This window comes from Pseudahrensia aquimaris (assembly GCF_042676045.1).
In the GTDB taxonomy this organism is placed as follows: Bacteria; Pseudomonadota; Alphaproteobacteria; order Rhizobiales; family Rhizobiaceae; genus Pseudahrensia; species Pseudahrensia aquimaris.
In genome coordinates this window covers 718,099-730,807 of record NZ_JBHTJV010000002.1, presented here as the reverse complement: position 1 = coordinate 730,807, position 12,709 = coordinate 718,099, and the positions used below count along the sequence as shown (strand labels likewise).

Sequence of the window (12,709 nt, the reverse complement as noted above, 5' to 3'; positions counted from 1 at the left end):
GTGAAATAATTCAAAATCCTCGTGTGTCTTTCGAAGATGCATAACCCAATTTCATCATGAGCCAATTCCCAATTCCAGCCTTCGAGAGTCGCTATAGTTCTTCTCGATGCACCTAAGACGGTAATAATTTTAGTATCATGCAACATCGGCAACCCTGAGCTCGGGGTTGCCGCTGACCTCCATCATGCCGCTAAACGCGCCTGGCCGGTAGCGGAAGTTGGATTTTGCAGACTAAATCATCCGAAGCGGACCCTAAAATCGCGCTTTGGCGTAATGGTCCAACGGCAACTTTTGCGGACGTTTGAGACCTTGGTTCAAATTGAATTTTACCCAAATCCATGAGACGCTTTGGTATGGATAAGGTAGTTGAAAACGCGGTACTACAGGCGCTCAAAGCAAGAGAACCAATTTTTCATCGCAGAGAATTCGGTATAAGCCGAGAAGCGTTGGAAGCGATGACAGATCCTGAGTTTTGGGAAGTCGGCGCAAGCGGAAAAACCTATGCACGTGAGTACGTTATTTCAAACTTACTCCACAGATATCAAGCTCCTGAACCGCACGATTGGCCTTGTCGTGACTTCAAACTCAGGCAATTAGCAGTAGACCTGTTTCTGCTTACATACGTACTGGATGAACCCGATAGGTGCACACGTCGCTCCACTATTTGGAAGCGAGAAGAGGATCAATGGAAAATAGTATTTCATCAAGGAACAGTTGTCGGCTAAGCGCTCTGAGCCGCCGTTGCTCCCACCCTTGATGTACGACGAGGCTGGCCAGAAGCGGGAGTTGCATTTAATGCTTTGAATGCCTGTTGCTAACGTTGGTTTGCTTACGACCAATGAGGTACTTTCCGTAAATGAGCACAAATCCACCGAAAGCGGCGATCCATAGTGATGCGGAAAGGCTGTACAATTCCATGGCGAAGTTCGGTAAAGCGATGGCTGATAGCCTTGCGGCGAGGGAGGCGATGAGGCTTGCGTAAATGAAAACCGTGCTTCCACCGGCTTTCAGCGGTTGGCCTGTATGGCCCAGCGTTGCGCGGGACATGACGCCGAGAGTCATAAGGCCGATGGCGCCGGCCATCCACACGTGTTGTGCAGCTGCGGCCGTCAGAACTTCAGGAAACATAATACCAACGCCAATACCAAGCGCTCCCAAGGGCACCATTGCATAGGCAATGTGGAGTACGAGGAGCAGTGGCTCTTGTTTGGTTTGCATGCCCTTCCAGCGGGCGAGCCTAAAAGTGTGAAGCAAAACGACAGCCAATAGCAGGAAGCCAGTGACTGCACGGTCCGGGGTAACGACCCAAACCAAAAGTGCGATGAGGGTAAGAAGGAGCGCCAGCTTATCAAATTGCTGCATCGGCGCGACCGGTCTGTCGGTCTTGTTGTTTTGAACCAACCAATTGCGTGTGAACGATGGAATGATGCGTCCGCCAATCACGCAGATCATCATGATGGCGGATGCAAGCCCCAGCCGCAGCCCCAAGCCTTGGGCAGCGTGGATGCCATGCGCCGCTTCCCAGTGAAAGATGCCGTTGGCCAGCGTGAAGGCGGCAAGCATGGCGAGCACGATCAAATTGCGCCAGTTCTTGCCCGCGATGATTTCCTGCAAGATCAAAGCACCCAACAGAATTGGAAAGGCGAGATCCATGATGGCAATTGTAGCCAGCGGCAAAAGGTCGGAAATTGCCATGGCTATTCTGCTTGCAATCCATATTCCAAACAGCAATCCCAGTCGCCAACCAACAACGGGCAATCTGCCCGTCCAGTTTGGAACAGCAGTCAGCAAAAAGCCCGCGATGATTGCGCCCAGATAACCAAAAAGAAATTCATGGGCGTGCCACGAAACGGGATCGAGGTGCGTCGGCAGTTCCACGATGCCGGTTAGCATCCCCATCCACATGACCATTGCCAGTGCTGCCCAGAAAGCGCCGAAAAGAAAGAAAGGACGAAACCCGAACGACAAAATTGCCGGACCATTCCACTCGCGGATTTGTGCTGCTGATGATTTGGACATGTCAGGCAATCTTCGGACTTCTGAATGTGCTGAGCACGGTGCCATCCATTGCGCAGGTCAGGCGAACCTGCCTGCCTTCAAACAAAAATGTCACACGGAATTTCTCCGCATCATCGCCTTCGCCCTGTTCAAAGCGCGAGGTGATACGCCCTGTTTTCATGAGGTCAGGAACTTCCGCAGGCTCAAGCCCAAGAAGGGCCCCCAAGTCTTCGGCGTCCACCACAATGCCTTCGTCCGACTTGTCCACCTTCATCACGGCCCAGCCCTCTTAGATGAAATATTGCAGCGCGATAGCCAGCGCGACGGCGCCCCAGAAGAAGCTGTTGAGCAGCGATCGGAGAATGCCGCTGTCGTCTTCTACGGAAATACCAAGCGCATGGAGAACAAGGGTTCCCGGCAGAAAAAACAGGTTTGAAAGCGCCTTAAGAATGCCCATGGGAGGTTCCTTTCACAGAATTCGGTTTGGTATGCGACCAAGTCGGCGGCTTGGCGAAAATATCGTTTGAGCGGGAAAGCCAAAGACTGGAAGCGATGCGTTTTGCAGCCTCCATCACGGGTGGAACCGCCTCAGCGGCGAAGGTTTGGTTCGCCGTTATTTCAAACAGCGAGAGCCATTGCTGAAAATCATTGATGGTCAGCCCATCTATTTTCTGGTGAGCGGGAACGGGCTTGCCCTTGTATTCTCCGCTGCGCAGCAGGACAGAGCGCCAGAAGGATTTCATCTTGTCGAGATGGCTGTTCCACTCGCCTTCAACATTAATCCGGAAAATCTGTGCCAGCCTGGGGTGCTGCAGAATGTCGGCGTAAAAACCTTCGACCAAATCTGAAATCTGCACCGCGGTAATGGAAGGGTGAACGCTGTGTCTTTCGACTGCGGGGCGAACGCTTATTCCATGATCGGGGTCGTTGCTCATTTTTCAGGGCTTGCTATAACATTCATACCAATTGCATCTTAATATCGTGATGCGAAATGAATTACAACATTTAATATGAATGATAAGGAGCGACGATGCGGCTGAATCAGGCAAGTGATTTTGCATTGCGAATTATGATGCTGCTCGCAGAAGACGAGAAGCCGCTTACCGTTGATGAAATCGCAAAGCGGCTCAATCTCGTAAAATCGCATGTAATGAAAATCGTGGCCAAGCTGGTCAAGGCCGGATTTCTAAACTCCCAGCGGGGAAGAAGCGGCGGTGTTTCCCTTGGCATGGCGCCGCAGCACATCGTGATTGGCGAGGTTGTTCAAGCCATTGAAGCGGACTTCGCCATTGTGGAATGTATGCAACAAGGCAGTTGTGACTGCGTCTTTGCCAGAAGTTGCCGGCTAAAGGGTGTCATCAGCGATGCGACTGCAGCGTTTCTCGACGTTTTGAACGCGCGAACGCTTCAATCTATATTGGCAAAATGACGGTCTGATATCGCCCGCTTCCTTGATCCAGCGCAAAGAGTGTTCTGAGAAAGCTCATTAAACTCATCTCCAACAGCTCGACCACCGGGCTGAAGAAGGAGAGAGACTATGATGATGACACGTCGTACAGCCCTGATGGCTGCAGCAATGGCAGCCGCTGCTCCAGCTGCGATCTCGAAGACCGCAATGGCCAGTGACGAGAGCATGACTCCCGTTGGAGCCAAAGTCGATTTGAGCGCATTGCCACGCAAGAAGGTGTCGCTGGTTGCGCCGCCATTCGTGCATGAGCATGACCAAGTGGCGAAAGATCCGCCCAGCATTGTTGAATTCGAAATGCTCGTGATCGAGAAAGAACACGAGATCGACGAAGACGGCACCATGCTTCAGGGCATGACCTTTGAAGGCTCCATTCCCGGCCCACTCATGGTTGTCCATGAAGGCGACTATGTTGAGTTGACGCTTATCAACCCGCCCGAAAACCAGATGCAGCACAATATCGACTTCCATTCCGCCACAGGCGGTCTTGGCGGCGGTGCGTTGACGCTAATCAACCCAGGCGAAAAAACAGTATTGCGCTTCAAGGCAGACCGGCCCGGCACTTTTGTTTATCACTGCGCACCAGGTGGTCCCATGATTCCGTGGCACGTCGTGACCGGCATGTCGGGCGCAATCATGATCCTGCCCCGCGATGGCCTGAAAGACGATCAGGGCAAGCCTGTCAGCTATGACAAGGTCTACTATATCGGTGAAAACGACTTTTACATCCCGAAGGACGAGAAAGGCGATTACAAGCGGTATGAAGATATTGGCAGTTCCTACGGGGATACGCTGGAGGTGATGAACGGATTGATCCCGACCCATGTTGTGTTCAACGGCAAGGTTGGTGCGTTGACAGGCGATAACGCGCTCAAAGCTAATGTTGGCGAGAACGTCCTGATCGTTCACTCGCAAGCCAACCGCGATACCCGTCCTCACCTTATTGGCGGACACGGCGACCTTGTTTGGGAAACCGGCAAGTTCAACAACCCGCCACAGCGCGACAATGAAACATGGTTCATTCGCGGCGGTTCCGCCGGTGCGGCGCTCTACAAGTTCCGCCAGCCGGGTGTTTATGCCTACGTCAATCACAACTTGATTGAAGCCGTCAGCCTCGGCGCAACCGCGCACTTTGTGGTGGAAGGCGAGTGGGACAACGATTTGATGGCGCAGGTTTTGCCGCCTAGCCCGCTCGAACGCGATGTCACGGCCATCTACAACAGCAAGAAGGCCCTCCCATAGGGGTCAATCTCCTCTATTAGTCAGGAAACTGCAGCCCGGTGCCAGAATTCGGTATCGGGCTGCATTTGTAAGGAGCAAGGACCATGACGATTATCAAAACAATTGCCGGTCTGGCCATTGTCACGTCAGTAGCTGCGATAGGCTACAATCAATTGACGCAGCAGACGCCGGGCGAAAAAGTCGCCGTTCCCGAACTTGTCACAATTCCGGCTGGTTCTTTCGACTACAGGCGGTCAGGCGAATTTCTCAAGAGCGGTGCGCCAGTCAATGCTCCCGTCTCCAAGGTCGATTTCAAGCAACCCTTGCACGTCACCAAATACCAGATCTCACGCGCGGACTATGCGCGGTGTGTGGCTGATGATTTTTGCGAGACGACATTTGGCCAAACTGAAAAGAATGCAGGCATTGACGATAACAGACCCGTCACAGGCGTCAGCTATCTCGACGCTGTAAATTACGCCCGCTGGCTCACAACCAAAACAGGCGTTACGTGGCGTTTGCCAGCAGATACTGAATGGGCCTATGCGGCCGGCAGTCGCTTCTTCGATGATGCAAAGGGCATCGAGACAAGCCAGAGTGATCCTTCAAAGCGGATGCTCTCGAAATACCAGCAGTCGATTGACCTCGACCGCGATGCCGATCCCATCGTTCGCATTCGTGGCGGATATGGCGCAAACGAGAACGGCCTCTTCGATCTGTCCGGCAATGTTTGGGAGTGGACATCGACTTGCTACAAACGGTCCAAAGTTTCCCAAGATGGCAAGGTCATTTCCGACGATGGTGAGGGCAATTGCGGCGTTCGCGTGGTTGAAGGTCGTCACCGATCCTACATGACCTTTTTCATTAAGGACGCCAAAAGCGGTGGTTGTGCTGTTGGCACCCCGCCAGACTATCTGGGCTTCCGTCTTGTCAAAGACAACCCACCACTGCTGTCCATACGACGGGTGCGCAATTGGCTCAAAGCCGTATTGTAAACAGACCGACACAAGGCTCGATTAAAAGAAATAGGCCGATCAGATCTTGAGGATCTGACCGGCCTTTTCGTTCGAGCAAGTCGTTTGGTTTACTTGGAAGCCTCGTATTGGGCGAAGGCTTCTTCAAACCGCTTTTTCGCCTTGCCCCGTTGTTTAACCGCTTTGGCATCGGCTTCATTGGTCGGTGTGCCAACGGCGATCAAGGCGATCATGCCCATTCCATAATGCGGAGAGCATTTGATGCCGTAGAGACCTTCCTTGTCGACCGTCAGGACGTATTCCACGTTAAACTTGCTTTTGAACTTCTCAACGCCATCGGGAAGCATACCCTTGATCGATTCGACATTGTGCCCCTTGTCAGTGGGAACGAATTTGAGGGTGTCACCAGGCGCCGCTTTGACGAAATCCGGCTCGAAAACCATCCCGCCTTTTTCGCCCTTGTTCAACATCAGAACTTCAAACTCGGCTGCATTTGCCCAGCCAGCGTTCAAAGCCGTTGCCATCATGGCGGCTATCAGAATTGCTTTGCGCATGTCATACCCTTTCCAGGTCTTGCTGTTTGCGATAACCCGTTAAAGCAGATGACAAGCGACACGAGTTTGATCCAGCACAACCTCAAGGCAGAATATGACCAAGCTTGACCCTTCGTTGATACAAAACCTGCCACCTTTCGCCGGAATTACTGATGCTGATCTCAAACTTCTGCTGGAACCAGCAAAATCCATAAGGGTGAAAAAAGGTGATCATGTTTTTGAGCAAGGTGAGGAAGCTGGTTCCTTCTTTCTCTTGTTGGACGGTGCCGTTCGGGTAGTCAAAATTACACCCATCGGGGAGCAGATCATCGCCCGTTTCATTGCGCCAGGCGAATTACTCGGCATTGCTCTAGCTTTAGGCTTTTCGCAATATCCAGCCAATGCGGTCGCCGCAGCCGATTGTGTCATCCTCGAATGGCCCAATTCCATCTGGGCCGAAACGATTGCAAAGTTCCCGACTTTTTCCACCAATACCTACAAGATCGTTGGGGCGCGTTTGCAGGAGACGCAAGAGCGTATCGTTGAAATGGCGACGGAGCGCGTGGAACAGCGTGTAGCAAATGCGCTGGTGAAGCTTTCCAAACAAATCGGCCGGAAAACCGATGATGGTCTGCTCATTGATTTTCCAATTTCCCGTCAGGATATATCTGAAATGACTGGCACTACTTTACACACTGTATCCAGATTACTCAGTAGATGGGAACAGGACGGTATCGTCAAAAGTGGACGGCAAAAGATCACAGTTTCAAACGGTGACACGCTCTTGCAAATCGCTGGTAGCCATAGCGGCGCTGTTTGATGGCCACAAACCACTAAAATCGCCGAAGTTGCGGGTTTAGCGAAGCCTTGAGCATCAAATAATTGAAGTGTCCGCTAATATCGGAAGCGATTTATGGCCCAAACGTCCTGAATGGGGCGCATAACGGACGTTGCTTTTTAGGTAAAATTCCCGAGATCCGTGCACAGAGTAATCTATAATTCTGAACTAATGCGATTTTCGGCAAACAAATAGGTTCGTTTACCCTAATTCTGAAAAGCCAAATATGGCTCTTGCTTTTTACGCAGCGTCTAATGATCTTAAAGCCAACGGTGTCGATTCACGGTACCGATCATCTGTAGATAGGCTGCGGGCCCTGGAGCGCTACCAACGCTTCCAGGGACCTAACCCAGCCTAATCTGCGCGTAACAGAAAGGTTGAGCTATGCTCACGTTTAATCACTTGGCTGATTCTGGCCAATACCCTCCCCCGAATAAATATGATGCTCTGGCGTTTGCTGCATCGCGCTGTGCGCTTGCGGCTTTCGTGTCCGACAACTCCAAGATCGACAAACAGTAGCACCCAGTTTTCGAACCGCGTTCGAAGACTGCGCCGTCGTACGCTGTGCGTTGGCCGTGGTGTGTTCTATTTGACCGTCTTGGTGCGCCTTCTGCTGTTCAGCGGCGGGAGGTGTGACCTCGATTGTTCTTCGCACGTCTGTTTTCGGAGCCGGTTCGATCTACTCACAAAAGGATTGAGCACATGAAACGTAACCCAAACACCGAAGCCAAATCTCTTCCAAAGGGCTGGAAGACTGACAATGCGATCACGACTGTCGAGCAAGTCGATGGCGTGGAACAGGTCACTCGTTTCCGCAAACCATTCTCTCATGTCCAGCTTCTCCGCGTACTTTTCGGAGACGTCTACAGCACACTGCGCCAGCTGCAGCTTACTGTGCCTGCAGTCTACGCAATCGTCATGTCTAGCGAAGAGGACAACGTCCATTCCTCGGTGTATGTCGGATCGAGCGGCGATGTGGAGAACCGGTTGCGTAGACACCAATACGACACGCGCTTCTCCTCAAAGGCTCACACCGTCTTCGTTCTAACCACGACCAGCCTTGAGGCCAACAGCGCCCATATGCGGTTTGCCGAAGGCGTTATTAACCGCATGACGGCTGACCAGCCCAATGTGAAAGTCATCAGCCAGGATGTGCCAGCGTTCGAAATGGGCGCTCACGATGAGCACATCGTTAAAGTGATCATCAAAGATGCCATTTCTCTGCTGGCAGCGGCTGGCTACCCAATGAACGCGCATGCCTCTTTGGTTTTGAAGAGTGTTCCGTTCTTGGACGAAAGCGAGATTTTGGACGGCGAAGACGAAAAGAACTTCAGCCTTACACCGATCGAAATCGAAGATGTCCTGTGGGAGTTCAACGCGTCAGCGGGCGTGCTGAGGGGTTACGAGATGAGCGGTGCTGTGATGTCGAACGGGCGTTTTCTCGTATTCCCGGGTTCGCAATATCGCGTGTGCGATGAGCACCAGCTTCCTAGAGGCCTGCAAAGCATTCGCAATCGTCTCGAATGGTCGGGCTATCTGGAGCAAACGAGAGCTGAAGACGGACGCCTTGAGCTGGTGTTTCCTGTCGAGTTTGCCAGCCCAAAACAGGCAGTCCACGCCCTCCTCAAGTCCAACAAACCAGTCGAAGGCTATTGGTCCCAGAAGCCGATGGGCGGTTCTGCACCCACTCTCGAAGTGCAGGAGTAATGGTCATGGATCGTGAAAACAGAAACGAACCCCACCCTGCCCTGCAGCCATCGTCAGTTAAATGGGTGCGAGCTCTCATCGCGAAGAGCGCGGCTAGAAACGGTCATGATAACGCTGAGGCTTCCAAGTCAGCCATACCGGTTGAAGAAAGCGCTCATAATCATGGGTGCTTGGATACGAAGTCGATCGTCGATGATCCCGCCATGGCAGTAAGGCTCGCGTTGGCCTGTGCCAAGGTTCACCGAGGTAACAAGGGCGCCATCCCACAGCCGGTCGTGGACCTTATGTTCAGCCATGCCTGCGATGGCGATGCAGCCTGCGCGGCGGTGCTTGCCTCGTTCAAAGGCTGGGGCTCGTTGGAGGCATCCGATATGATCGCAGCGAAAGCTGGCACGCCATCTATTAGGGGTAAGAAGTGCGTTTCGGACATGTCCGGTTCTGCTGAAAATGCAGGAGGGAAATCCGATGCGTAAACGTTCTCGCCCTCACAAAGTGCACAATCTTGCTAAACGCGCAGCTCGCAGCCACAAGCGTCGGTCTGCCAAGATGAATTACCGCCTGCGATCCACTAAAGGACGTAAGCTCACCAAGACTAACGCCCGTGGCGATCATTTGTTGGCCACTGCCTCAGTGCAGCCACTTGTCCAGCTGATCGACAAGCCTGAACTGCTGGAACTGGCGCCGTTACTGGATGAATTGCTCACCAAGCAAACCGACTGCGTGGACATGCGTGATGATGTGGTGGACGAACCGGACTTTATCATCCAGCCATCCAAAATGGACGGGCAGAACAACCTGCTGAGCGCCCAGCTGCTCTATCTGTTGTTGGCTGGTGTCCCAATCGCACGAAGGCGGCTGATCAGTCAGTTGCCGATGATCGCGCTTCGCACGACCATACCGAACTCCACCTGGTTGTATTTCAAAGTAGTGAATGAAGGTTGTGAAGATTCTGCAGTAGAGCTCTACACTCTGCTCAATCGAGCAGCGCTTTTGGAAAACAGCAAAGTCATCGCTGATATCGCAGATGCGGTTCTGTACAACTTCGCTGTCGACCGAGACTGCGATGCGCTGTTTCCTCTGCTCGTTCGCCGCTTCTCAAATGCGAGGCCAACCGGTATCACCATAACCAATTCCGTCATGCACACGGTGGTCCGATGTGCTGAAGCGCGTTTGACCCTCATGCAATTGCAAAAGGGTGCGGCCGTGGCCGACATGGGCGATCACGTCTTTCCCGGCGGATTGGGCGAAGACTTTGACTTGTCGATTGAGCTTTCCAAGATCATCGTCAATGCCGAGGCCACACCCTTCCAGTGCATTCGTTTGTGGCTAGACGCTCAAATGGACGTGGTGAGGGCACGGGCGCCAGATTTGGTGGAACGTTGGGAGGGGGGAGCGGACGAAGAGGATACCGATATCAAGATCGGGTCACTTTCAATGCGGAGTATGAAACGGAAGGCGCATTCTCCCGATTCCCTCATTGCAATTCTTCGCGATGTGAAGCGGCTGCATTCGTACTGGATTGATGGAACAGAAGTGGCGCACGGCGGACAGGATCTTCCCAGTAGCTCAATCAAACCTTCTTCCAAAACCTCTTCAAACAAGGCAGACAGCAAAGACCTGTTTGATGATTTTGATTTGGTTCGACCTGCACGGTCGAAAGAGCGTAATCGTCCAAACCAAACGTCAGGTGCTGAGAGTACTTATACTCCTGAGCAACCTTCGCTTGTCGTTCTGCCCAGTCTTCCAAAGCGCAACGGCGATACACACCACGATCCGCTGAAGGTGTTTCGGGAAGAATTGGTGGGAAAGGAATTGCCCCTGCTACCCACGCCGGACCTGTCCGACGCCCGTGCGCAATTGATCAAAATGCTTCCGCATCTGGCCTCGGTCACGGACCGCATCCTCAGTGCGATGGTGCCGCATGCATCCATAAAGCTGCCACCAGTGCTTTTGGTGGGACAACCCGGGTGCGGAAAGACAACTCTGCTGGAAGAGTTGGTCAAAGCAGTTGATGTTCCATCAATCACAATTGACGCGGCTGGCACGGCTGACGCGCATATGTTCGGAACCGATAATCGATGGGGAAACAGTTCGGCCGGCGTGCACCTAAACGTAATCATGGAACATCAAATCGCCAACCCGGTCATCATTCTCGATGAGCTGGAGAAACTCGGTGGTTCATTGAAAAACGGCGACCCACGGACCAAGTTGCTTGGCTTTCTTGAACCGCGCCGCGCATCTTCCCTGTTCGACAGCTTCCTCGCAGCACCATTGAATGTCAGTGCCCTCTCATGGGTCTTCACGGCCAACAGGCTACGCGATGTTCCAACTCCCCTGCAGAACCGATTGGAAATCATCCGCTGCCCATCGCCAAAGCCAGAGCATCTGGAAGCCTTGGCTCCTCAACTGCTTCTTGCTGCCTACGCAGAACGCGGCCTGTCAGCAGATTGGTGCGAACCGCTCACCGCAAACGAGCTGGCCACGCTCAAACGCCACTGGCGCGGAGGCTCTATCCGCAACCTACGCCGCCTCATCCGTGTGGTCGTGGACAGCCGAGATAAATTCATGACTGCTGTCTGATCAGCGAGCCATACGCTTCCTATCTTTCGTCTGTCGCTGTCGACTAGGTGCCGAGGCTCTGGGCTCAGGAAACTCCAGTTTGTGCCGTGCCTGTCCGTTCAGTGCGACGCCGATCATCTGCAATGCCAAGAGCATCCTGATCGCCGGGGGGCTTTATCCCAACATTGTTATTGAAATCAAAGAGTGCCAACCATGATCAACGTCAATACGCCCAATAAAGCTAAGTCAGATGATGGCATCAGTCCTGAGCGCAATCCACGCCGGAAACAGAAAGTCTGGGTTCTATCCGACCTTCACCAACGCGGGGTGTCCCCGCCATGGCTACCGACCACAATTCCTGATCATGACATCTGCATTCTTGCTGGCGATATTCATGTCAGCATTCAAGAAGCCATTGCCTTTGGCGAGCAGCTGACCCTACAGCCGACGGTTCTCGTAGTAGGCAACCACGAGTTCTAAAATCACGCCATTGACCGAGGCGTGGACGACGGGAACAAACACTTCGAAGCCAACCACAGCAGTGTCCCGACTGAGGCTAGCCAGGCCCACTCAAAGTCCAATATTCGCCTCCTCGAAAACCGCACCTGCAAGATCGGCGGAATCCGTATCATCGGCTGCACACTTTGGACCGATTACGCGTTGTATAAGAACCGCTGCGAAGATGCGATGGTGGCAGCGGAAATGTTCATGAACGATCACCGCATGATCAAAACATACGATGCACAGGGGTTGCCCGGCCAACGCATATTCCTACCGCACGATGCCCTGGTGCGTCACAGACAGTCGATCGAATATCTCACAACAGCATTGGCCAAGCCCTTCGAAGGTCCAACGATCATCGTCACTCACCACGCCCCACACCCAAACTCAGTCGCACCTCAATACGAAAATGATCTTTTGACAGCTGCCTTTGTCTCGGATCTGTCGGGCATGATCGAGAAATACCAACCCGATCTCTGGATCCACGGCCACACCCATACGCCATTCGACTACCAAATCGGGCAGACACATATCATCTGCAACCCGCTCGGATATGCACGTGAACGGACGGGGTTCGTTGAGGATTTGGTGGTGGAGGTTTGAGCAACATCAGTACGAACTTTGTAAGCGCCGAAGGTCGGTCATGCACCCCCAATTAGGCATTGGAGATCGAAATCGTGCTGCTCCGAAGCGGACATTGAAATTTGGCAATTGCTCCCTGTCAGCGCCAAAGGAACAAAAAAGGCGCATTGCATGTTGAAAATTTGGGACTCATCGTAACTGTCGTTGGTAAATGATGGGACAAAAGCCCGAGCGGCATTACGCTGATTCGCTATGAAACCTAAATAAATTCATTAATTGAGCGGAAATAAGAACCTGATTTCCCTTTATAACTGTCGAAACGACACGAGTA

15 protein-coding genes are annotated in these 12,709 nt (G+C 52.7%); 10 read left to right on the top strand and 5 right to left on the bottom strand.

Translation table 11 applies throughout. The features are described 5' to 3' along the window. Window positions 1-353 precede the first annotated feature (353 nt). Entirely contained in the window at window positions 354-725 is a 372-nt protein-coding gene (locus ACFQ14_RS03300; RefSeq protein WP_377211268.1) for a nuclear transport factor 2 family protein, read from the top strand. A 67-nt stretch (window positions 726-792) separates the two neighbouring features. Here the strand turns inward: ACFQ14_RS03300 and ACFQ14_RS03295 are convergent, their stop codons facing one another. The 4 genes from ACFQ14_RS03295 to ACFQ14_RS03280 are packed head-to-tail and all read right to left on the bottom strand — an operon-like array spanning window position 793 to window position 2,933. Beyond that, on the bottom strand, window positions 793-2,019 hold the full coding sequence (locus ACFQ14_RS03295) for an NnrS family protein (protein ID WP_377211267.1): 1,227 nt from the start codon (window positions 2,017-2,019) through the stop codon (window positions 793-795). A 1-nt stretch (window position 2,020) separates the two neighbouring features. Next, window positions 2,021-2,272 carry a DUF6522 family protein gene (locus ACFQ14_RS03290; protein WP_377211337.1) on the bottom strand — a complete coding sequence of 84 codons (252 nt, stop codon included), beginning with the start codon at window positions 2,270-2,272 and terminating at the stop codon, window positions 2,021-2,023. Between the two features lie 15 nt (window positions 2,273-2,287). Next, on the bottom strand, window positions 2,288-2,455 hold the full coding sequence (locus ACFQ14_RS03285) for a hypothetical protein (RefSeq protein ID WP_377211266.1): 168 nt from the start codon (window positions 2,453-2,455) through the stop codon (window positions 2,288-2,290). Further along, entirely contained in the window at window positions 2,442-2,933 is a 492-nt protein-coding gene (locus ACFQ14_RS03280) for a group III truncated hemoglobin (protein ID WP_377211265.1), read from the bottom strand. Before ACFQ14_RS03280 ends, ACFQ14_RS03285 begins: the two co-directional genes overlap by 14 nt. 95 nt (window positions 2,934-3,028) lie before the next feature. Between ACFQ14_RS03280 and ACFQ14_RS03275 the strand changes: the two genes are divergently transcribed. The 3 genes from ACFQ14_RS03275 (at window position 3,029) to ACFQ14_RS03265 (ending at window position 5,679) form a co-directional block, all read left to right on the top strand. Continuing rightward, entirely contained in the window at window positions 3,029-3,427 is a 399-nt protein-coding gene (locus ACFQ14_RS03275) for an RrF2 family transcriptional regulator (RefSeq protein ID WP_377211264.1), read from the top strand. Between the two features lie 111 nt (window positions 3,428-3,538). Then, window positions 3,539-4,705, top strand: a complete 1,167-nt coding sequence (gene nirK, locus ACFQ14_RS03270; protein WP_377211336.1) for a copper-containing nitrite reductase — start codon at window positions 3,539-3,541, stop codon at window positions 4,703-4,705. An 83-nt stretch (window positions 4,706-4,788) separates the two neighbouring features. Continuing rightward, window positions 4,789-5,679 carry an SUMF1/EgtB/PvdO family nonheme iron enzyme gene (locus tag ACFQ14_RS03265; protein WP_377211263.1) on the top strand — a complete coding sequence of 297 codons (891 nt, stop codon included), beginning with the start codon at window positions 4,789-4,791 and terminating at the stop codon, window positions 5,677-5,679. 89 nt (window positions 5,680-5,768) lie between these two features. Here ACFQ14_RS03265 and ACFQ14_RS03260 read toward each other — a convergent pair whose 3' ends face one another. Then, window positions 5,769-6,212 carry a pseudoazurin gene (locus ACFQ14_RS03260; protein ID WP_377211262.1) on the bottom strand — a complete coding sequence of 148 codons (444 nt, stop codon included), beginning with the start codon at window positions 6,210-6,212 and terminating at the stop codon, window positions 5,769-5,771. Between the two features lie 94 nt (window positions 6,213-6,306). Here ACFQ14_RS03260 and ACFQ14_RS03255 point away from each other — a divergent pair, with 94 nt between their 5' ends. The 6 genes from ACFQ14_RS03255 to ACFQ14_RS03230 all read left to right on the top strand — a co-directional run bounded on the left by ACFQ14_RS03255 (window position 6,307) and on the right by ACFQ14_RS03230 (window position 12,399). Then, on the top strand, window positions 6,307-7,011 hold the full coding sequence (locus ACFQ14_RS03255) for a Crp/Fnr family transcriptional regulator (protein WP_377211261.1): 705 nt from the start codon (window positions 6,307-6,309) through the stop codon (window positions 7,009-7,011). A 720-nt stretch (window positions 7,012-7,731) separates the two neighbouring features. After that, on the top strand, window positions 7,732-8,736 hold the full coding sequence (locus ACFQ14_RS03250) for a hypothetical protein (protein ID WP_377211260.1): 1,005 nt from the start codon (window positions 7,732-7,734) through the stop codon (window positions 8,734-8,736). Window positions 8,737-8,741: 5 nt separating this feature from the next. Continuing rightward, complete coding sequence (locus ACFQ14_RS03245; protein ID WP_377211259.1) at window positions 8,742-9,209, top strand: hypothetical protein; 468 nt, start codon at window positions 8,742-8,744, stop codon at window positions 9,207-9,209. Further along, window positions 9,202-11,316, top strand: a complete 2,115-nt coding sequence (locus ACFQ14_RS03240) for an AAA family ATPase (RefSeq protein ID WP_377211258.1) — start codon at window positions 9,202-9,204, stop codon at window positions 11,314-11,316. Before ACFQ14_RS03245 ends, ACFQ14_RS03240 begins: the two co-directional genes overlap by 8 nt. Before the next feature lie 192 nt (window positions 11,317-11,508). Continuing rightward, a complete protein-coding gene (locus ACFQ14_RS03235) occupies window positions 11,509-11,775 on the top strand; it encodes a hypothetical protein (protein ID WP_377211257.1) in 267 nt (88 codons plus the stop codon). 21 nt (window positions 11,776-11,796) lie between these two features. After that, entirely contained in the window at window positions 11,797-12,399 is a 603-nt protein-coding gene (locus tag ACFQ14_RS03230; RefSeq protein ID WP_377211256.1) for a metallophosphoesterase, read from the top strand. Window positions 12,400-12,709 lie beyond the last annotated feature (310 nt).